The sequence below is a fragment of the Knoellia koreensis genome (assembly GCF_013041615.1).
GTDB classification, from domain to species: Bacteria; Actinomycetota; Actinomycetes; order Actinomycetales; family Dermatophilaceae; genus Pedococcus; species Pedococcus koreensis.
In genome coordinates, this window is sequence record NZ_JABEPQ010000001.1 from 1,049,651 (window position 1) to 1,069,010 (window position 19,360).

The 19,360-nt window shown below is 66.9% G+C and carries 18 protein-coding genes; 8 read left to right on the forward strand and 10 right to left on the reverse strand.

Annotation, left to right across the window (positions count from 1 at the left end; all coding sequences use genetic code 11):
• Nucleotides 1-131: 131 nt before the first annotated feature.
• On the reverse strand, nucleotides 132-1,826 hold the full coding sequence (locus HJG52_RS05135; protein WP_240977604.1) for an MMPL family transporter: 1,695 nt from the start codon (nucleotides 1,824-1,826) through the stop codon (nucleotides 132-134).
• Entirely contained in the window at nucleotides 1,712-2,311 is a 600-nt protein-coding gene (locus tag HJG52_RS20600) for a hypothetical protein (RefSeq protein ID WP_240977171.1), read from the reverse strand. Before HJG52_RS20600 ends, HJG52_RS05135 begins: the two co-directional genes overlap by 115 nt.
• Before the next feature lie 596 nt (nucleotides 2,312-2,907).
• On the opposite strand from HJG52_RS20600, the gene HJG52_RS05140 reads away from it, so the two are divergent.
• Nucleotides 2,908-3,522, forward strand: coding sequence for a DUF6308 family protein (locus tag HJG52_RS05140; protein WP_171242422.1), 615 nt, complete (start codon nucleotides 2,908-2,910; stop codon nucleotides 3,520-3,522).
• A gap of 438 nt (nucleotides 3,523-3,960) precedes the next feature.
• Complete coding sequence (locus HJG52_RS05145; RefSeq protein WP_171242423.1) at nucleotides 3,961-4,704, forward strand: zinc metalloprotease; 744 nt, start codon at nucleotides 3,961-3,963, stop codon at nucleotides 4,702-4,704.
• Between the two features lies 1 nt (nucleotide 4,705).
• Here HJG52_RS05145 and HJG52_RS05150 read toward each other — a convergent pair whose 3' ends face one another.
• From HJG52_RS05150 to HJG52_RS05160, 3 genes are all read right to left on the reverse strand, one after another.
• Nucleotides 4,706-5,728, reverse strand: a complete 1,023-nt coding sequence (locus HJG52_RS05150) for a hypothetical protein (RefSeq protein ID WP_171242424.1) — start codon at nucleotides 5,726-5,728, stop codon at nucleotides 4,706-4,708.
• Between the two features lie 127 nt (nucleotides 5,729-5,855).
• Nucleotides 5,856-6,479 (reverse strand): excalibur calcium-binding domain-containing protein, encoded by a 624-nt coding sequence (locus HJG52_RS20605; RefSeq protein ID WP_240977172.1) that lies wholly within the window; start codon nucleotides 6,477-6,479, stop codon nucleotides 5,856-5,858.
• A 217-nt stretch (nucleotides 6,480-6,696) separates the two neighbouring features.
• The gene (locus HJG52_RS05160) at nucleotides 6,697-7,044 is read right to left on the reverse strand and encodes a nucleotide pyrophosphohydrolase (RefSeq protein ID WP_346767574.1); all 348 of its coding nucleotides are present in this window, start codon (nucleotides 7,042-7,044) and stop codon (nucleotides 6,697-6,699) included.
• A gap of 141 nt (nucleotides 7,045-7,185) precedes the next feature.
• Between HJG52_RS05160 and HJG52_RS05165 the strand changes: the two genes are divergently transcribed.
• The 4 genes from HJG52_RS05165 (at nucleotide 7,186) to HJG52_RS05180 (ending at nucleotide 12,145) form a co-directional block, all read left to right on the forward strand.
• Nucleotides 7,186-9,075, forward strand: a complete 1,890-nt coding sequence (locus HJG52_RS05165) for a DNA/RNA helicase domain-containing protein (protein WP_346767575.1) — start codon at nucleotides 7,186-7,188, stop codon at nucleotides 9,073-9,075.
• A 9-nt stretch (nucleotides 9,076-9,084) separates the two neighbouring features.
• Entirely contained in the window at nucleotides 9,085-9,984 is a 900-nt protein-coding gene (locus tag HJG52_RS05170; protein ID WP_171242426.1) for an HNH endonuclease, read from the forward strand.
• Nucleotides 9,985-10,269: 285 nt separating this feature from the next.
• On the forward strand, nucleotides 10,270-11,784 hold the full coding sequence (locus HJG52_RS05175) for a hypothetical protein (protein ID WP_240977173.1): 1,515 nt from the start codon (nucleotides 10,270-10,272) through the stop codon (nucleotides 11,782-11,784).
• A 94-nt stretch (nucleotides 11,785-11,878) separates the two neighbouring features.
• Nucleotides 11,879-12,145 (forward strand): hypothetical protein, encoded by a 267-nt coding sequence (locus HJG52_RS05180; RefSeq protein WP_171242427.1) that lies wholly within the window; start codon nucleotides 11,879-11,881, stop codon nucleotides 12,143-12,145.
• 46 nt (nucleotides 12,146-12,191) lie between these two features.
• On the opposite strand, the gene HJG52_RS20610 is transcribed toward HJG52_RS05180, so the two are convergent.
• Both HJG52_RS20610 and HJG52_RS21830 read right to left on the reverse strand, forming a co-directional pair.
• On the reverse strand, nucleotides 12,192-12,350 hold the full coding sequence (locus HJG52_RS20610; RefSeq protein WP_346767576.1) for an ankyrin repeat domain-containing protein: 159 nt from the start codon (nucleotides 12,348-12,350) through the stop codon (nucleotides 12,192-12,194).
• Nucleotides 12,295-12,561 (reverse strand): ankyrin repeat domain-containing protein, encoded by a 267-nt coding sequence (locus tag HJG52_RS21830; protein ID WP_430413326.1) that lies wholly within the window; start codon nucleotides 12,559-12,561, stop codon nucleotides 12,295-12,297. Before HJG52_RS21830 ends, HJG52_RS20610 begins: the two co-directional genes overlap by 56 nt.
• Before the next feature lie 235 nt (nucleotides 12,562-12,796).
• Here HJG52_RS21830 and HJG52_RS20615 point away from each other — a divergent pair, with 235 nt between their 5' ends.
• Nucleotides 12,797-13,840, forward strand: a complete 1,044-nt coding sequence (locus tag HJG52_RS20615) for an SHOCT domain-containing protein (protein ID WP_240977174.1) — start codon at nucleotides 12,797-12,799, stop codon at nucleotides 13,838-13,840.
• Between the two features lie 78 nt (nucleotides 13,841-13,918).
• Here HJG52_RS20615 and HJG52_RS05200 read toward each other — a convergent pair whose 3' ends face one another.
• From HJG52_RS05200 to HJG52_RS05210, 3 genes are all read right to left on the reverse strand, one after another.
• Nucleotides 13,919-16,855 carry a vitamin B12-dependent ribonucleotide reductase gene (locus HJG52_RS05200; RefSeq protein ID WP_171242430.1) on the reverse strand — a complete coding sequence of 979 codons (2,937 nt, stop codon included), beginning with the start codon at nucleotides 16,853-16,855 and terminating at the stop codon, nucleotides 13,919-13,921.
• 121 nt (nucleotides 16,856-16,976) lie between these two features.
• The gene (gene nrdR, locus HJG52_RS05205) at nucleotides 16,977-17,498 is read right to left on the reverse strand and encodes a transcriptional regulator NrdR (RefSeq protein WP_171242431.1); all 522 of its coding nucleotides are present in this window, start codon (nucleotides 17,496-17,498) and stop codon (nucleotides 16,977-16,979) included.
• Nucleotides 17,499-17,850: 352 nt separating this feature from the next.
• A complete protein-coding gene (locus HJG52_RS05210; protein WP_171242432.1) occupies nucleotides 17,851-18,570 on the reverse strand; it encodes a GAF and ANTAR domain-containing protein in 720 nt (239 codons plus the stop codon).
• Between the two features lie 186 nt (nucleotides 18,571-18,756).
• Between HJG52_RS05210 and HJG52_RS05215 the strand changes: the two genes are divergently transcribed.
• A complete protein-coding gene (locus tag HJG52_RS05215; protein WP_171242433.1) occupies nucleotides 18,757-19,356 on the forward strand; it encodes a GNAT family N-acetyltransferase in 600 nt (199 codons plus the stop codon).
• Nucleotides 19,357-19,360 lie beyond the last annotated feature (4 nt).

Consider the following 19,360-nt stretch of genomic DNA (forward strand, 5'->3'; position numbering starts at 1 on the left):
GCGCCGATCTGGCCGCGAGTCTACGCAAATCGCCCCAATGGGCCACCCCGTTGTCCACAGGCGCAGTCGGCGCCACGACCCTGCGGCCGCGAATAACCCGACGCCCGAGGGGTCCGCTGAGCCGCTCCGGGTCAGCGGGCCGGTTCGAGCGCGGCGCTCCCCTCTGCCTCGTCCGCATCCCCAACGACGCCGTCACCCTCCTCACCCGCCAACGGCCGCGCGTCGAGCTCGGCGTCGCGGCGGGCGAGGGCGCTGGGCCACCACATGCGGCCACGGACGTCGAGGTTGAGCGCAGTCACGAGCACCGACCGCACCACCAGGGTGTCGAGCAGCACGCCGAGCGCGACTGCCAGTCCGATCTCGGCGAACGTCACGACCGGCAGCGTCCCCAGCACCGCGAACGTGCCAGCCAGGACCAGCCCAGCCGACGTGATCACGCCACCCGTCGCCGACAGATCCACCAGCGCGCCACGCCGGGTGCCGATCTCCTTGGCCTCCTCGTGGACACGCGTCATGAGGAAGATGTTGTAGTCGATGCCGAGGGCGACGAGGAAGACGAAGACGAACAACGGCAGCGACGAGTCCGCCCCGGCGAACCCGAGCACGTGCCGGAAGATCAATGCCGACAACCCCATTGCCGCGCCGTACGACAACAGCACGGTCCCGATGAGGATCAGCGGCGCGGTGATCGCGCGCAGCAGCAACACCAGGATGAGCAGCACCACGGCGAGGATCAGCGGGATGATGCGCACGTTGTCGTCGGCCGAGGCCCGCAACGTGTCCGCGCGCGTCGCGGTGTCGCCACCGGCGATGGCGTCGGCGCCGGGAACGTCGGCGATGGTGGACCGAATGCGGTCAACCGTGGCGGTCGCGGCATCGGAGTCCGGCGCGTCCGCGAGGGTGGCCTGGATGATCGACCGCCCGCCCTTCGTCACCGGATCACCAACTGCCGCAACGCCTTTCACACCGGCCACGGCCGTCTTCACCGCACCAGCCGCATCGGCGTTGGCCAACACCAGCACCGGCGAGCCCGACCCTGCCGGGAAGTGCTTCGCCACGATCTGCTCCCCCACAACCGACTCGGGCTCACCGTAGTAGGAGTCGGCGTTGGACAGCCCGGTGGCGTTGAGCTGCAGGACGCCGAGCGTGGCCACCGCCAGCAGCACGGACGTCACGATCCACGTGCGCCGCGGGGCGCGGGCGATGCGGCGCCCGATCCGCGCCCAGAACCCGTCGCGCGTGTGGTCGACCGACCCGAACGTCGGCCGCGCCGGCCAGAAGATCCACCGACCACACACGACCAACAGCGCGGGCAGCAGCGTCAGCATCACCAGCAGCCCCACCGCGATGCCGATCGCCGCAACCGGCCCGAGCCCCTTGGTGGAGTTCATGGTCGCGACGAGCAGGCAGAGCATCCCGGCGATCACCGTCGCGCCGGACGCGAGGATCGCCGGCCCGGCGCGGTGCAGCGCGAACGCCATGGCCTCGTGCCGGTCCTCGTGCCGCCGCAGCTCCTCTCGGTAGCGCGCGACCAGCAGGAGGGCATAGTCGGTCCCCGCGCCGAACACGATCACGGTGAGGATGCCCGAGCTCTGCGCGTTGACGGTGAGGGTGTCGTCCTTGGCGAGGAAGTAGATGACGGCCTGCGCGACGAAAAGCGCTGTGCCAGCAGAGATCACGGGGATGAGCCACAGCACCGGACTGCGGTACGTCAGGAGAAGGATGACGATGACGACGGCCATCGCGGAGTAGAGCAGCTTGCCGTCGATGCCGGAGAACGCCTCGGAGGAGTCCGCGGCATACCCGACGGGTCCGGTGACGTGCATCGAGAGTCCGGCAGGGCGCACGTCCGCGATCCCGCGGACGTCACCGACGATGTCACCGAGGGCGTCCCACCCACCCTCGCCCGGGTCGACGGGGGGACGATGACCTGCAACGCCTTGCCGTCCTGCGATGGGATCGGCCCGACGGTCTTGCTCTTGACCGGCGCGAGGGCGTCGAACTTCACGACCTGCGCGGCGACGGCCTCCAGGTCCTGCGGCGTGACGCCGGCCGGGCGTTCGTAGACGATGACGGCGGGGAACTCGTTCTTGCTCTGGAACGCCTCGATCTGCCGGACCACCTGGGTCGACTGGGCATCCGTGGGCAGCCACGCGACCGCCTCGTTGTTGAGCACCCCCTGCAGCTTGCCCGCCGGGTTGAACGCGGCCGCCAGCACGACGAGCCAGAACCCCACGACGAACCACTTCGTCACCTTGCCGCTCGGGAACCAGGCGAACCGCCCCACGTCACCCATGCGCGTCTGAGCCATCTCGCCAAGCCTCCCGATCGTCGCGTCGCACCCCCTGCCTGGCGCCGTCCGAGATCGACGCTAGGGCCCGGATGACGGGGCGGGCAATGGGATATCGCCAAGTTGGGTCAGCGTTCAGGGGCGGTTCAGGGGTGACCCTGAGTGCGTGGTGGCGTGACAGCCGTCGGTATGCCGCGTGGCTGGCCTTCGCCGTGGAGTCGTGGGCGATCGCATCACCGTTGGCGAGTCGCTCGCGCCGTTTCAGACTCGCAGGTCACGGCGACAACATGGATGGCCCGGGGTGAGCGGTCCGCAAGGCGACCAGCAATCGTCAGCGTGTCACCCTCGACCAACGGTTCTGTGAGCGAGCTCCAGAATTGTGGAAAGAACAGCAGCCTCACGATTCCGACCCGGGAATCTGCCTCCACGACCATCCACGGGTCGCCTCGAGCCGTCAGCCGGGGACGGAGGCGCACCACGGTGACGGTGTCACGGATCCGCGCGAATGATGCGTCCGGGGCCCAGCGATCTCGACGGCGAAGCGGCCGTCCCAGCCCAACATCATCCATGCGACCGTTCTACCCATCGCGACTGACACTCACCGTTAGAGTCGACGCATGCCTTGGACCCTGCCACCGAGACTTGCAACCCAGGATGACACTGGCGCCGTCACCGCCTTGCGGCAGTACTTCGGCCTTACCGGTCAGGAACCGTTCACCGGCGCCAGTTTCGAACGACTCGGCGGTGGCGGCGACCGTCCCGAGGTCCGCGACCAGCTCACACCCGAGGATCTGGTCGCGGTCACGATGCTGTCCGTCGACGTGGATCCGCGTGCAGCTCTCGCGATCCTCGGACCACTTCGCGGAGACATCTCCGCCCTACTGGGCAAACTGCCCACCGGGCTTGACCTGGTGGACGTCGAAGGCTCCTCCATCACGCCAGAGTGGCCCGCGTGGAAACTGTGGTCGAGGCTGCACGACCTTCCCAACGTCGGTTTCGTGACAGCGAGCAAGTTGTTGGCACGAAAGCGACCTCGCCTCATCCCTGTCTACGACACCGTCGTCCGTGAGCGGGTCGGCCGACCCGATGACTTTTGGATGTCTCTCCATGGGGCTCTTCAGGAGAACGACCACGCGCTTCACCGTCGCCTCCTGTCGATCCGAGACGAGGCGGGCGTGGGCGCCGACATTTCCGCGCTCAGGGTGTTCGACATCGTCGCCTGGATGCCCTGACCACCCATCCGGCCTCTCGGTCGAGTCAGCCGAACGGGTTGATTCCGCACCTTCGTGAGGATTTCGCCCACGGCCGCTGACGGAAGTCCGGCAGTGTGACCTCGCAGGTAGACCACGCGGGGAGCACCACTGGAACTCGACGACACGATCCGACTCACGACCGTGCCCGACCACACACAGTGTCGGTGCGGGGAAACGATGGTGGCCGGCGAGCGCGCCGGCTTCGACTCCCGCTCCGGACGGTCGATCTGCTTGTGGTGCCTGGCCGACCTGAAGGCCGGACGCACTCCCCCTCGCCGGCGCGCGACTCAGGGACCCTCAATGCACACGCTGACGGCACCGCGAACGCCAGTGCCGATGGGTTCGCCGCCCGCTCGCCTAGCGGGCCACGCCACCCGGCGTCGCGCACGACGGCCACGGTCAGGACCACGGACCAGCGTGACGCTCCTGATCGTGGCAGCGGTCCTGGCGGCCACGGCATACATCGACAACGCCGTCCTGGGCCACGACGCCATCCCCCGTGCGCTCGGGCTCCGTCACCTGCCCGGCGTGAACACCGGCGGTGGCATTGCGGGAGTGGGGAGCAAGACCTCGGACTATGCGTTCCTCGCGACCAAGGCCAACGGCGACCCAGTGGCGTTCAGCAGGTGCGACACCATTCACATCGTCGTGAACAGCACGCACGCCGTCCCGGACGCCGACCGGATGCTGCGCGAGGCGTTGGACCGAGTGAGCGAAGCGAGCGGCCTGAAGTTCGTGGTGGACGGCGCCAGCGATGAACTGCCGAGCTCCGTTCGAGCCTCCACCAGCTCCCCCGTCGCAAGCTGGAGGAACCGGCCGGCGCTGGTGGCGTGGCTGTCGCCGCGAGAGGACAACCGGCTCGGTCCGAAGGCGATCGGACTCGGCGGCCCCATCGAAACTGGTTCCTACGTCGACGCCAACCGCCACTACGGGACGGGCACGGTGTCGCTCGACGGGCCAGCACTGCAGCGGATGATGCATGAGCCGAACGGCTGGGCCAGAGCGCGGGCCGTGGTGATGCACGAGCTCAGCCACATGATCGGACTCGCCCACTTCGACTCATCTGCGGAAGTCATGGCCCCTGAGAGCTCACACGTCACGGAGTTTGGCGCTGGCGACCGCGAGGGACTTCGACTCCTGGGCGGAGGCCCCTGCTACTGACCTACGCCGTCACGCGATTCTTCATCAGGAGCTCATCGACCTCGACCGCAGCGACCAAGCGAGCGATGTCTGGCTCAGCTACCAATTCGATGGGCATCAGCGTTTTGGCCGCTCCCTTCAGTCGGAACACGACCTCGTCGGCGGCGTCCATGAGCACGCTTGTCGCGTCAGCCTCCTTCCACCTCACACCGGACAACGCCTGACGGGTCAGGTGACAGGCGAGGACTGGCTCGACGACCGGCTTTCCGTACGCGTCCGCGCGAGGGATCCGGATCGCGACGGCTCGCAGCCCCAGCAGGCGGGGCGCGACGGCAAGCGCCTCCTTGACGGTGACGAGGACATACCCCGCAACCATGGTGCGGTAGAGCTCTGACTGCTCCGTCTTGGACATTCGCCGCAAAGAGAGGTTTCCGGCCTGGGTGGTCGTGGGGTACCGATCCGGAAGAACGTCGACGTCGGGCACGAGCACCACGACACTGGCTGTTCCCTTCTCCACCGCCACTACCGCAGCGGCCGCATCGTTGTCCTCGTATGCCGCGGCGAGGTCTTCGCGTACGACCTCAGGGTCGTTGTCGGTAAGGCGCGCCCACCTCCTGTCGAGGTCGGCTTGGCGATTGGCCTGAAGCTGCGCGAGTCTCGCCTGGTTGTCGGCCAGCTCTCGCTGGGTGGCGGCTTCGGCTGCTGTCTTGGCCTGACGGCGAGCCTTGAAGTTCCAGAAGGCGACACCTGCGAGGGCACCCTTCATGTGTCGCCTGCGTATCGCGCCGGTGTCCACCGGTGACTCGGGCTGCGCAAGAGGTCGCGTCGCTGGCGCGAACTCGACCCGGTGCAGGTCCAGAACCTGACGAATGGCTGCCGACAGTTCCTGCGCCTGAGCCGCTTTGGCCTGCGCGAGTGTCTGTCCGGCTGTGCGCGCGCCGATCAGTCTGCCACGACCGCCACCCGCGAGGGATTGGTAGAAGCCAACCGGGCCGACGCCGGTTGAGATGCCCGGCGACCCGGCACCGATGTGGACGCGAGCCACCCGCGGGCCAACGCTGGTCCGGATTCCACGAGATGAAGCCCGGACCCGCACGCCCGGAGCTACTCGAATAGAGAAGCCCACGCCCAGCTCCCTTTGTTCATGACCGCCGGGTGCACACGCACAACGATCACTCGCAGGCCACGCCGTCTCCGTCGCGGTCGAGGTGCCGCCCGTAGCCAGGATCGCCGACGCGCAACGGCGTAACGCCCGCTGCCCGCGCAGCATCGCAGTTCCGGTAGTAGGCGCTGCTCGCTGCCGAGTCGACCAGCGGGAGAGGGTCAGCCGCTGCGGGCCTGCTTGTCACCGTCTTGACAGACTTCACGGTCTTGACCGCCTTGACCGTCTTGACGGACGTAACGGTAGTGGCTGGCAGGGTCTCAGTGGTGGTGACCGGAGGTGCCGTAACTGTCGAGGTCACGGAAGTGGTGACCGTCGACGTGGCTTTCGGAGCCGATTTTTCCGAGGTGAGTGCGACGGGCTGGGCGTTGCCGGTGTCACCGGCCGCTCCGATGCCCACACCGAGCATGAACGCGAGCAACCCGACAGCCGATCCGACCAGCCAAGTGGCCTTGACCCGCTTGGTCTTCGACCCGTAGAGGCCGGCAGGCGCCTCGATCGGCACGCCGTACTCGTTGACCCAGAACCGCCAGCCGGCTGGCGGGGCCGGCCAGGACGCGTCCGGTTTCCAGCCCGGGTCGGGCATCCAGTTGTCGGGAGCCTGCGGCCAAGTGGGTGGTGACTGAAAACGCATGCTGCTACTCGCCATCCGTGCGGGGATCGGGTCTGCCCCAGTGTGCGGCGACGCTGACTTGACGTCTGGCGAATCGTCCACAACTACCCGAACGAACTAGTCCAAAACCACCACGTGGCACTCCAGTACCAGAAGTGTTCAGCCGCCACACGAAGCCGGTCGACAAGGACGGTCGAGAGGCTCCGGGCGGGCGCTGTCAGCAGCGCGGCAACGGGCTCTAGACCCGTCGCGGCGCTTTGCCCTTGCTCGTCGCGACCGGGTGCTTCAGTGCCGACTTCTCGATCTTCGCCAAGGCCTCCGGCCCCAGATCGACCCCACACTGCTCGGCCAGCCCCACGAGGTAGACCAGCACATCCGCGAGCTCCTCACTCACCCGCGTGTGCAGCGGCTCCTCAGCGATCAGCTCCTTGGCTCGATCTGCCGGCAGCCACTGCAGCAGCTCGGCGAGCTCCCCCACCTCACCAACCAGCGCGAGCATCACCGACTTGGGGTCCTGGAACTGCTCCCAGTCCCGCTCCTCCCGGAACGCCTTCGCCGCCACTCGGATCGCCTCGAGATCAGACACGACGGCGAGTATGCCGCGTCGTCCAGACATGCACTCCCCCGCCCGTTAGAGTCGCTCACGTAATTGCGGCCCGACGGGCTTCCGCGTCAGGACAAGCCCCCACCCGCACGGATCACTTCGTGCTGCCTGGGGTTCTGACTCGTGACGCTCTACCGGACGTCGGTCGCCGGTTTCTCCGTACTGGAGCACCACTTGGCCGACCATCTCGCCGAGCAGCTCGCAATTCGCATGGGCCAGACCGCCTCCACGTCGGAGCGACGATCGTGGGAGCGCAGTCTCCCTGCCTTGGCCGCAGACCTCCGGGCGGCTGGGCTGGATGACGTGGAGATGCTCGTCGAGTACCAGCTCCCGCTCACGAGCAAGCGCGCCGACGTCGTCCTCGCGGGCGAGCACCCGCAGACCGGCGGCCCGTCCTACCTCGTCGTCGAGCTCAAACAGTGGAGTCACGCCGAGCGATTCGAGGACAGCGACACCCTCGTCCGCATCGAGCAGTACGGTCAGAGGCCGGTGACCCACCCTGCCCTCCAGGTTCGCGACTACTGCGACTACCTCGTCGGCTTCACCGCCGTGCTCGCCGACGACCCACGGTCGGTCGCCGGCGCGGCATACCTCCACAACGCCACTGACGACGGCGTGAGCGACCTCTTCGCACTCCCTGGCGACGACCACGGCCGCGTGTTCACCGGACAACGCCGTGGCGAGTTCCAGGACTACCTCCGGTCGCGGTTCAAGCCGGGTGCAAGCGGAGCCAGGTATGCCGACCGGCTGGCTACCAGCCGCATCGCACCTTCGCGGCAGCTTCTTTCGGTGGCTGCTGAGGAAGTCCGCCAGCGTGAGATGTTCGTGCTACTCGATGAGCAACGCGATGCCTACAACTACGTGCTGCACGCCGTGGAGCGCGCTCGTCGGGCCAACACCAAGACGGCGGTGATCGTGTCGGGCGGCCCGGGCAGCGGGAAGAGCGTCATCGCGCTCTCTCTGCTTGGCGAGCTGTCCCGCCAGGGCCGAACGGTGTTGCACGCCACCGGATCCCGCTCGTTCACGCAGACGCTCCGTAAGGTCGCAGGTGCTCGCGCGCCCCAGGTCCGGAAGATGTTCCAGTACTTCAACTCGTTCATCGCCGCCGCCCCCAACGATCTGGATGCGCTGATCCTCGATGAGGCGCACCGCATTCGGGAGACCTCAGCGTCTCGGTGGACGCGGGCCGAGCACCGCACTGGCAAGCCCCAGGTCGAGGAGCTGCTGGCCGCGGCGCGGGTGCCCGTCTTCCTGCTGGATGAGTTCCAAGTGGTGCGACCCGGCGAGCAGGGCACCGTCGAGGACATCGAGAAGCACGCGGCCAACAACGGGATCCACGTCGAGAAGATCAACCTGGACGCGCAGTTTCGGGCGGGCGGCTCTGAGGAGTACATCCAGTGGGTCCGACGACTGCTCGGGTTGAGCACCGAGGGATCCCTTCAGTGGCAAGGGGATCCGCGCTTCGACGTGCAGGTGGTCGACTCACCAGAGGAGATGGAGGCGGTCCTGCGCGGCCGTCTCGAGCAGGGTTACTCTGGGCGAATCGCGGCGGGCTACTGCTGGCCGTGGAGCGACCCGCGTCCTGACGGCACGCTGGTGCCCGACGTACGCATCGGTACCTGGGCTCGGCCATGGAATCTCAAGGGCGACCGGTCTATCGGCGGCGCTCCCGCGGCCGCACTGTGGGCGACTGACCCAGCCGGTTTCGGCCAGGTGGGCTGCGTCTACACCGCTCAAGGCTTCGAGTACGACTACGCCGGCGTCATCCTCGGGCCCGACCTCGTCTGGCGCAAGGACCGATGGGTGACGGTGCGGGCAGCGAACAAGGACCCCGACTTCCGCAATCGCACGAAGGTGAGCGACCTCGACTTCGACCGCCTGGTCCGCAATGTCTACAAGGTGCTCCTGACCCGCGGCGTACGCGGCGTCGTGATCATGTCCACTGATGCCGAGACGCAAGACCGCCTCCGTCGTCTCACACTTTCCGCCGCGCGGGCATTCGCTCTTCCCTAAGCTCCTCCCATGGCACGGGACGCGCTCGACGACGAGAGACTCAGACGCGAGGTGATCGCGGCCGCTGTCCAGCGCCGCGCCGACGAGCTTGGCGGCTACCTGCCGTGGACCGAGCTCACTGACTTTCCCCTCCCCGACGGCACGACGGTCCGGCTCGTCGATCCGGGCCGCGGCGGCATCTGGAACCCCAGGGACCTCGTCGCAACTTTGAGCATCCTCACCTCGCCCGACGGGCCGTATGCCGACCGTGAGAGCGACGGATTCCTCACGTACAGCTACCAATCTGGCCCTGAGGGCGGCAAGAACCTCAAGCTCCGCGCGGCGATGGAGCACCGCCTCCCGGTGATGCGGTTCGACAAGATCGCCAAGGCCACCTACCAGCTCATCTACCCGGTCTTCGTCATCGGCGACAACCCGATCACTCGCGAGTTCACCCTCGCACTCGATGAGCAGCTTCGCCTCGTCCCCGGTGGCTCCCAACCCCTGTCGCCCATCGAGAAGGCGTATGCGGCTCGGCTGGTTCGCCAGCGCGTCCACCAGCCCGCGTTCCGCGCACGCGTGATGCTGGCCTACGAGGGGACATGCTGCGTCTGCACGCTCAAGCACCCAGAGCTGCTCGACGCCGCACATATCACCGAGGACGGTGCCGAAGGCGGTGATCCGGTGGTCACCAACGGCCTGAGTCTGTGCAAGATCCACCACGCGGCATACGACCGGCTCTTGCTCGGCATCACGCCGGACTACGAGGTGCGCATCAACCGACGCCTGCTCGACGAGATCGATGGACCCATGCTCAGGCACGGTCTCCAGGAGATGCACCGTCGACCGCTCACCCTTCCGCGACACCAGACGGACCGACCAGACCCACAGCGGCTGGAGACGCGCTTCGAGCGCTTCGCCGCGGTATGACATCCACGCAGGGACGATCAAGAAGGCGCTACAAGGTCAGGTTTTCCCTGCAGGCCTGCTTGCAGGCTGCGTCCTTCTGTAGCGAGCCACGTAACGTCGACATCTAGCGCTCCCAGAGGAGCCACCGCGCGCCGCACCGGTGGAGCACCGATCAGCCCCGTCACTCAGTGCCAAAGCATTCGTCCGCGGCGGCAGAATTGTACGAAACCTAACGCGACGGCCCATGTGCGGCGATAGCGTCTTCATGTCACATCGGCACCACAGACATCACACAGGGGACTCCTCATGGCCGAACAGCCCTGGCACGAAGCGCGCCTCATCCCAACGTCAGGCATCAACGGCGCAGAGGAACAGGAGCGGCGCGCAACATCGGCACTTCTCGCGGTCATGGCCGCTGTGAGGGAGTTCGGCCGAGCCGTCGTCAAGCCTCTGGGCGCGCCCGCGGGGACACTCGAGTCGTACATCGAGGTGCCGTTCGAGCTGGGGGACAAACGGCTCTATCCCGACGGACTCATCCGCGTCAGCCGCGGCGCCAAATCCTGGACCGCCCTTGTCGAGGTCAAGACCGGTTCGAACGAACTCGCAACCGAGCAGTTGGAGAACTACCTCGATATCGCTCGCGAGCAAGGCTTCGACGCTGTCGTTACCATCAGCAACGAGATTCCACCCATGGCAGGACAGCACCCGACGAAGGTCGACAAGCGGAAGCTCCGGAAGGTCGCCCTCCATCATCTCGCCTGGTCGGAGGTCCTTGCCGAGGCGGTCATGCAGAAGGAGTTCCGCGGCGTCGCTGATCCTGACCAGGCATGGATATTGGGTGAGCTCATCCGATATCTGGAGCATTCGCGCTCCGGTGCCCTCGAGTTCGATGACATGGGCGACTCCTGGACCAGCGTGCGTGATGCCGTCTCGACGGCGACGCTTCGGCCTACCGACAAGGGCATCGCGACAGTCGTCGCGCGATTTGATGCCTTGTTGCGGTTCGCGAGTCTCGGCCTAGGACGCAGGCTGGGTACCGAGGTCGTCCCGGTGCTGTCTCGAAAGGAACTGAACGAGCCGGCACTCCGCGCCCAGGCGCTCACCCAGCAACTGTGCTCGAGCGGTCAGCTGACTGGCGCGATCCGCATTCCAGACACCGTCGGACACCTGGTGGTCACTGCCGACCTGCGTTCTGGCCAGGTCACCTGCCATGTCGATCTCGACGCACCACGGGAGGGGCGGCCAACGACACGCGTGAACTGGCTTGTGCGCCAACTGAAGAACGCGCCTGAGGCCGCGCGCGTGGAGTGCTTCACCGCGCACTCGCGCGGCTCGAGTGCTGCCGAGCTCCTACGCACTGTGCGCGAGAACCCCGCCGCCCTAGTGACCGATCCCTCTAGGGAGATTCGGTCTTTCAGGGTCGCCACCTCCGCACCATTAGGCACCAAGCGCGGTCGCGGCCGCGGCACGTTCATCGACTCAGTCCTGGCATCGGTGGACTCGTTCTACGCGGACGTACTCGGAGACCTCAAGGCCTGGTCCGCCGCTCCCCCGAAGCTACGCCCGACCAGCCCTGATGCAGTAGAGGGGCTCGAGCACACCATGCCAGCAAGCCTGGTATCGACGGACTACTCCTCCCAGGACGGACCGACACAACCTGATGTCGGCGAGGCGAGTCCGCAGGTTTCGACCACAACTGACGACCCTCCAAGGGTCGAGGTCGACGGCGAGCCTGCCGATGCCCGCGCGCTCGACCACACGACTGAGCAACACCCGACCTGGGGTGTCCGCGCGGCGAAAGTGACTGTCGAGAGCAAGTGAACGCCGCGTAGCGCCACGCCCGCGGCGGAAAGACGTGCTCCCTCGGTCGCGCGATCACACCCAGCTGCCCGAGAATCCTGTCAGCATTGGCTACGTGCCTGATGACGCGATGTTCGAGTATGTCGCCTGGTTTCGCGATGGCTCCTTGCCGCCAGACGATCAAGACTGCGAGTGGTCCGGCGTCATCTACATCCGGGCGGGCACGCTGGCGGCTGCGCGAAAGTGGGGCGATCACTTGGCTAAGACCTGTCTGGACACATTCATCGGGTCGAAGGCTGAGCCGTTCCTAGACGAAGTTCCCCCGGGCAACCCCGTTGCAGATGATGGTGAGGAGCTCACGGCTGGTCAGATTGGGTCGTAGCCCTTCTGCGGCGGAAAGACTTACGACCCGCGGCATGGGCGGGTGTTCAGTCTGACTCGAAGTAGCGACTGACGTCGTAGTTGGCGATCGTCCCGGCGAGGTCTCGCGGACTGCGACCCGATCCATTGAGCACATTCGGGTCCGCGCCGCTATCCAGCAACAACTGGATCGCGTCGCCCCGCCCCTTCGACTCGAAGACGGCCACCCATAAAGGTGTTCCCGTAAGCGTTCCGTGCATCGATGTTCGCTCCGGCGCGCAATAGCTCTCGCATCGCTTCGAGCTCGTGCTGCTGAGCCGCTACGTGCAACGCCGTGAAGCCTCGACGGTCGACCGAATCAACGTCTTCACCTCGAGCCAAGGCCTCGCGGAGGCCTGCCATGTCACGGCTGATCACCAGAGCTGCGAGGTCCATCATGCGAGTCTGTCAGCTCAGCCCGCCGATAAGACACCGGAGATCCGCAGCATGCGTACGCGCGCGCCCGGCACGCGGCGGTATGACGCGGTGATGACACAAGCCAGTCGGCTCAGGCCAGAGGGGCAGATCCGGACCGTGTGCCAACAGTGGGTACATCCTGAATGACGAGAGCGCCGTTCAACTTTCTCGCTACCCTCGAGGCTAGGAAGCAGTTGTGAGACAGGACGGCTAAGCGATGACTCAGTTCAGCGAAAAGTGGAAGCCCGAGAAGGGCGAGAAGCGCCTCGAGACTGCACGGAAGGCACTACTGCCCGGCGAGGACGTCTGGTTCCTAGGGGCATGCAACAACTTGCGTCCAATGGCGAATGAGATCGCAGTGACGCCGCTTCGAGTGCTCGCCCTGAGCGGGCCAGATATCAAGTTCCAAGCACGCCACGACGAAGTCGCGAGTGTCTGTACGAACGGGAAGAAGGAAACTCTCGAGGTCACCTGCAACGACGGTCGGTCGATGTTGTTCAAGATGGTTCCTAGGGCAGATCACGCCGCGCTCGAGCACTACATCAGCTACGGGCGCGCGACCCCGCCGCCTCAGACCCTGCTCGACGAGTTTGCAGCCGCCCGTAGCGCGGAAGCGGAGGGGCTTGCACGGGTTTCCGCCGCGGCCGAGGGCAATTGGCCTCACACTCGGGTCAAGGGCAAGTTGTCTCGTAAGGCGAGTGAAGCAATCCTGCGGCAGTGCCATGGCGCTGAACAGCCATGGCTAATCCTCACTTCGTCGGGCGGGGCGGGCACGCTCGTGGCATTCGACGACCGTCTGGCCATCATCAAGACTGGTGGCATGACGAGCCTGATGGCTGGCTCGCTGGGTGGCGAACGTGCTGCGACCTTCCATTTTGTAGACATCACGGGGATCGAGTACAACTCCGGCTTCGTAACCGGTGTCCTGGAAGTGCTTACGCCCAGCTACTCCGGAGGCGCGAACAAGGACTTCTGGCGTGGCTCAAACAGATCGCGTAATGCCGACAGCAACGACCCCTGGACCCTGAGCAACTGCTTGCCCTTGCCCAAGTCGGAATACAACGCGGCCATTGCTGACGTTCAAGAGCTGAAGGCGCGAATTGGCAGGGTCAAGCAGCCGACAATTCAAGTGCCCGCGCCTCAGCCCCCAGCCTCGGAGGGACTCGCGGACCAACTACAGAAGTTGGCTGCGCTCCGTGATTCCGGGGTCCTATCTGATGAGGAATTCAGTTCGGCGAAAGCCCGTCTGCTTTCGCAGTAGAAGGGCACGTGCGCCGGCACCCAGACTACGGAGCGGGGCCCCAAGCCATATCGGTCGGGGCCCCGCTTCCGCCGTCCGTCAGCTGCAGCCGCTGGTGCTGCCGCAGCCTTCGCAGACGTAGCAGCTGCCGGCGGGCCGCATCTTCGTGCCGCAGGTCATGCACATCGGCGCATCAGCCGACTTGCCTTGGAACTTCTCGAGCAGCTCCGCGCTCGAGTGCACCTCGACGTCGACCTCACGGGCCGAGGCGGCTCCGGCACCGGACTTCACGGCGTCCGCGTCGAGCTCCTTGCCCTCGACCGCGGCCTCACCGGAGGCCTTGCCGGACTCCGCGGCCTTGGACACCGGCGCCGACTGCGACAGGGTCTCCAGCTCGGCCTCGCTCGACTCGTCGTCGTCGGACGCGGCATACGAGCCGGTCTCGAGCTGACGCGCGCGCTCCTCGGCGGTGTGGATGCCCATGAACGAACGGGTGTCGAAGTCGAGGTAGTCCAGCGCCAGCCGGCGGAACACGTAGTCCATGAGGGACTGCGCCATCCGCACGTCCGGGTCGTCCGTCATGCCGGCCGGCTCGAACCGCAGGTTGGTGAACTTCTCGACGAAGGTCTCCAGCGGCACGCCGTACTGCAGGCCCACCGACACCGCGATCGAGAAGGCGTCCATCACGCCGGCCAAGGTCGAGCCCTGCTTGCCGAACTTGAGGAACACCTCACCCAGCTCGCCGTTGTCGTACGTGCCAGCCGTCAGGTAACCCTCGGCGCCACCGACCGCGAACGACGTGGTCTGCGACGTGCGGCGCTTGGGCAGCCGGCGCCGCACCGGGCGGTACTCGACGACCTTCTCCACCACCGGCTCGGCCGCCACCGCGGCCCCAGCAGCCTTGTCCTTGGCGGCCGAGCCACCGTCGGACAGCGGCTGGCCGACCTTGCAGTTGTCGCGGTAGACCGCAATCGCCTTGAGGCCGAGCTTCCAGCCCTGCATGTGGACGTCCTCGATCTCCTCGACCGTGGCCGTCTCCGGCAGGTTGACCGTCTTGGAGATCGCGCCGGACAGGAACGGCTGCACCGCCGCCATCATCCGCACGTGGCCCATCGGCGAGATCGCCCGCGCACCCATCGCGGTGTCGAACACCTCGTAGTGCTCCGGCTTCAGCCCGGGCGCGTCGATGACGTGACCCTTGTCGGCGATGTACTCGACGATCGCCTCGATGGTCTCGCCGGTGTAGCCCAGCTTCTTCAGCGCCCGCGGGATGGTGAGGTTGACGATCTGCATCGACCCGCCACCGACGAGCTTCTTGAACTTCACCAGCGAGAAGTCGGGCTCGATGCCGGTGGTGTCGCAGTCCATCATGAAGCCGATGGTCCCGGTCGGGGCCAGCACCGACGCCTGGGCGTTGCGGTAGCCGTTCTTCTCACCGAGCTTGACCACGTCGTCCCACGCCTTGGTGGCCGCGCGGTGGATGCCGGCGTCCATCGTGTCGAGCGTGCGGATCGCGTCGTTGGCGGCCTGGTGCTTGCGCATCACGCGCTTGTGCGCGTCCGCGTTCCGGGCGTACCCGGCATACGGCCCCACGACACCCGCGATCTCGGCGGAGCGCTTGTAGGCGGCACCGGTGAGCAGCGAGGTGATCGCCGCGGCGAGCGAGCGCCCACCCTCGGAGTCGTAGCCGTGACCGGTCGCCATGAGCAGCGCGCCGAGGTTGGCGTAGCCGATGCCCAGCTGGCGGTAGTCGACGGTGGTCTTGCCGATCGCCTCGGTGGGGAAGTCGGCGAAGCAGATCGAGATGTCCATCGCGGTGATGACCAGCTCAGCGACCTTCTGGAACGTGACCGCGTCGAACGTGTCGTCGTCCTTGAGGAACTTCAGCAGGTTCAGCGACGCCAGGTTGCACGAGGAGTTGTCGAGCGACATGTACTCCGAGCACGGGTTCGACGCGGTGATCCGACCCGTCTCGGGGTTGGTGTGCCAGTCGTTGATCGTGTCGTCGTACTGCAGGCCCGGGTCCGCGCACTCCCACGCCGCCTTGGCGATCTTGGTGAACAGCTCGCGGGCGTCGACCTCCTCGATGACCTCACCCGTACCACGCGCCCGCAGCCCGAAGGTGGTGCCCTCGTCGACCGCACGCATGAACTCGTCGCTCACGCGCACCGAGTTGTTGGCGTTCTGGTACTGCACCGAGGTGATGTCCTTGCCGCCCAAGTCCATGTCGAACCCGGCGTCACGCAGCGCGCGGATCTTGTCCTCCTCGCGCGCCTTGGTCTCGACGAACTCCTCGATGTCGGGGTGGTCGACGTCGAGCACGACCATCTTGGCCGCACGACGCGTCGCGCCACCGGACTTGATCGTCCCCGCCGACGCGTCCGCGCCGCGCATGAACGACACCGGCCCGGAGGCCGTGCCACCGGAGGACAGCAGCTCCTTGCTCGAGCGGATGCGCGACAGGTTGAGACCCGCGCCCGAGCCGCCCTTGAAGATGAAGCCCTCCTCCTTGTACCAGTTGAGGATCGAGTCCATCGAGTCGTCGACCGACAGGATGAAGCAGGCCGAAACCTGCTGCGGCGACTTGGTGCCGACGTTGAACCAAACCGGCGAGTTGAAGCTGAACACCTGGTGCAGCAGGGCGTAGGTCAGCTCGTGCTCGAAGATCTCGGCGTCCTCGGCGGTGGCGAAGTAGCCGTGGTCCTTGCCGGCCTTGGTGTAGGTCAGCACGACGCGGTCGATCAGCTGGCGCAGCCCCTGCTCGCGCGCTTCGGTGCCGAGGGCACCACGGAAGTACTTCGTCGTCACGATGGTCGAGGCGTTGACCGACCAGAAGTCGGGGAACTCCACGCCGCGCTGCTCGAAGATCGTCTCGCCCGTCTTCCAGTTCTGCTGGACGACGTCACGCTTCTCCCAGGTCACCTCGTCATAGGGGTGCACCCCCGGCGTGGTGTAGATCCGCTCGATCTTCACCCCGCGCCCGGACTTGGCGTTGCTCTTGCGGGCACCTGCACGTGCTCCTGCGGTTTCGGTCATCTCGGTGGGCCTCCCTGGTCCCCTGGTGGTGCTGGTTGGCGTGACTAGCAATGGTTTCAGTGGGGTCTGACACTCACGTGCCAGTGGTTCCCGGCGATGGTTCGGGCGGTATGCCGCGGGCTCACCCCGGCGGCATACCGGCCCGGGTCTTGGGGTCGCCACCGGTGGTGGCGACGTCGGGCTCCTCACCCGTGGCGTCGCGTTCGGCGCGCAGCAAGGTGATGGCGGCCTCGAAGTCCTCGAGGCTGTCGAAGGCCTGGTAGACCGACGCGAACCGCAGGTAGGCGACCTCGTCGAGCTCGCGCAGCGGGCCGAGCACGGCCAGGCCCACCTCGTGGGCCTCGACCTCGGCCTGTCCCTGCTGGCGGATGCACTCCTCCACCCGCTGGGCCAGCAGCGCGAGGTCGTCCCCGCTGACCGGCCGGCCCTGGCAGGCCTTGCGCACCCCGGCGAGCACCTTGACCCGGCTGAACGGCTCGCTCACGCCGGAGCGCTTGGTAACCGTCAGGCTCGCGGTCTCGACGGTCGTGAACCGCCGCCCGCACTCCGGGCACTGCCGGCGCCGGCGGATCGAGCTGCCGTCGTCGGTGGTGCGCGAGTCCATCACGCGCGAGTCGGTGTGCCGACAGAACGGACAGTGCATGTGCGGCTCCTTCCCTGCGCCCCGCCGGGCCCCTTCCGAGTGACCGGGTGGGGACGACGATGTGGACTTCCTGTGGGTATCTCGTGGACAACCGGCCTTGGCCTGTGCACTACATGTGGACGAACTACAGCCGTGTAACCACTAGATGTAGGGATATCTTGACTCACTGTGACGCGCGACGCAAGCCGTTCCGGGAAAGAGTGCATCGCCGCAGGTCAGAGGCCCGACACGCACCCCCACGACACGCCGAAAACGGTGCTGGTGTGACTGGTGTGACTCCAGAGGCACCCCAGATGTGGGTCTCGCGGCGTCACCCCTCCCCCACATCTGGTGCCACCCCTGGCCCACCGCGTCAGTTGTCCGGCGGCGGGTCGAAACCGCCGGTGGCGATGACGTTCTCGGCGAGCACGGAGACCTTGATGTTGCGGTTCTGGCTCTCCTTGGCCAGCAGCTCCCATGCTTCGTCGAGCAGCACCTGCCGGGTCGTCATCAGGATGCCGAGCGACACCCCGATCCGCCGGCTGGTGCGCAGCGCGGCCCGGAAGTTGACCAGCTCGTTCTGCGTCGACAGCGCACGCAGCGTCGAGGCGACGTTCGCCCCGAAGATCGCCAGCTGTGACGCATGGTCACCGGTGAAGGCGTCGCGGCGGGCGGCGTAGACGGTGAGCGCCCCGGTCTCCTTGGTGCCCAACGGCAGGACGTGGGCCAGGGCGCTGTGCGTGCCCACCTCGTCGGCCGCCCGCGGCCCGAACCGGCGCCACCGCCGGTCCCTCGACAGGTCACCCGAGCGGAGCGTGTCGTGGTCGTGGATCGCGTCGAGGGTGGGGCCCTCGTGCTCCTCGAGCTGGATCGCGTGCAGTGCCTCGGGCACGTCGCTCGTCGCCGCCACGACGGTGCACCGGGTGCCACGCCTGGTGGTCACCGCGGCGTGGTCGGCCCCGACGACCTTGCGGGTGAGGTCGCAGACCAGGTCCATGACCTGCGTCTCCTGCTCGCCGTGCTCGTCAAGCATCTGAACGGCATCGGCGAAGTCATCGAGCAGCTGCCAGGTCTGGTCCAGGACGCGAGGCATCGGAGAGTCCGTTCATATCCGGGGCTGGAAGGCCGCGCTTTGACCGGTGGAGTGCCCATCCAGATTGAACCGCTTACACCGTTTCCTGTCGAGCGGTGCGCGGGCGCCCGGTCTCCGGCCACACGAAGACCCGGCCACGCGGCATACCGGTCACTGGGTGTCCGGAATGCCTGCCACGCTGGCCCCATGACCGACGCCACCACCTGGGAGACCCACCCCGTCACGCCGGACCGGTTCGACGACTTCGTCGCGATCGTCAACCCCAACCGCCGCGCCAACACCTGCTGGTGCCTCTCGCACCGCCTGCGGGCCCAGGACATCCGCGCGCTCGGCGGCGACGGCGAGGACGCCCGCGAGGTCGCGGCGGAGAAGCTCTCCCACGGGACGCACCCGATGGGAGTGGTCACGTACGCCGATGGCGTGCCCGTTGGCTGGTGCTCGGTCAGCCCGCGCACCGAGATCCCCAAGCTCGAGGCCTCGAAGCTCATCCGGCGCATCGACGACGTCCCGGTCTGGAGCATCATCTGCGTCGTGGTCCGGGGCGGTCACCGCCGCCGCGGCGTCACCGGTCACCTCCTGCAGGGAGCCGTGGAGTATGCCGCGAGCCAGGGGGCGCCCGCCGTCGAGGCCTACCCGGTCGACCCGGGTGAGAAGCGGATGGACCTCACCATGGCGTTCGTCGGCACGCGGGCGATGTTCGAGAAGGCCGGCTTCGAGGTGGTCGGCCAGACCGACGCGGTGGCCAGCAGGATGCCGCGCCTGGTCATGCGCCGCACGCTGGTCTAGCTGT